Below are 1,137 nucleotides of genomic sequence, written 5' to 3'. Positions count from 1 at the left end.
ACGAGATCATCGAGGAGGAACTCGCCGACGCCACCGAGCTCACGTGGGACAGCCTGCCCAAGCCGCGGGAGATCTACGAGTTCCTGGACTCGTACGTGATCGGTCAGGAGCAGGCGAAGAAGGCCTTGTCGGTGGCGGTGTACAACCATTACAAGCGGGTGCGCTCGGAGGGGGAGCGTCCCGGTGACGAGGGTGTGGAGATCGCCAAGTCGAACATCCTGCTGCTGGGGCCGACGGGGTCGGGTAAGACGTTGTTGGCGCAGACCCTGGCGCGGACCTGAATGTGCCGTTCGCGATCGCGGACGCGACGGCGCTGACGGAGGCGGGGTATGTGGGTGAGGATGTGGAGAACATCCTGTTGAAGTTGATCCAGGCGGCCGACTACGACGTGAAGAAGGCCGAGACGGGGATCATCTACATCGACGAGGTGGACAAGGTCGCTCGTAAGAGTGAGAACCCCTCGATCACCCGGGATGTGTCGGGTGAGGGTGTGCAGCAGGCGTTGTTGAAGATCCTGGAGGGGACGACGGCGAGTGTGCCGCCCCAGGGGGGTCGTAAGCATCCGCATCAGGAGTTCATCCAGATCGACACGACGAACGTGTTGTTCATCTGTGGTGGGGCGTTCGCGGGTCTGGAGAAGATCATCGAGTCGCGGACGGGTCAGCAGGGGATGGGGTTCAACGCGGTGTTGCGGCCTCGGTCGGAGGTGGCGCAGTCGGCGTTGTTCTCCGAGGTGATGCCGGAGGATCTGTTGAAGTTCGGGATGATTCCGGAGTTCGTGGGTCGGTTGCCGGTGATCACGAGTGTGCATGATCTGGATCGTGAGGCGTTGATCCGGATTCTGACGTTGCCGCGGAATGCTTTGGTGAAGCAGTATCAGCGGTTGTTCGAGTTGGATGATGTGGAGTTGGAGTTCACGCGGGACGCGTTGGAGGCGATCGCCGAGCAGGGGATCGTGCGGGGGACGGGTGCGCGTGGTTTGCGGGCGATCATCGAGGAGGTGTTGTTGTCGGTGATGTATGAGGTGCCTTCGCGTGAGGATGTGGGTCAGGTGATCATCACGCGGGAGACGGTGATCGACAACGTCAACCCGACGATCGTGCCGCGGAGCCAGCTCGACGAGGGACCGGAGGAGAA

At 61.9% G+C, this 1,137-nt stretch carries 1 pseudogene; it reads left to right on the top strand.

The window, feature by feature from the left end:
* Nucleotides 1-1,137: pseudogene (gene clpX / locus BJF83_RS03210) on the top strand (ATP-dependent Clp protease ATP-binding subunit ClpX); the annotation flags it as partial.

It is taken from the genome of Nocardiopsis sp. CNR-923, from assembly GCF_001942255.1.
Classification (GTDB): Bacteria; Actinomycetota; Actinomycetes; order Streptosporangiales; family Streptosporangiaceae; genus Nocardiopsis.
The sequence above is the reverse complement of the archived record's forward strand: the minus strand, read 5'-3'. Positions and strand labels throughout refer to the sequence as shown.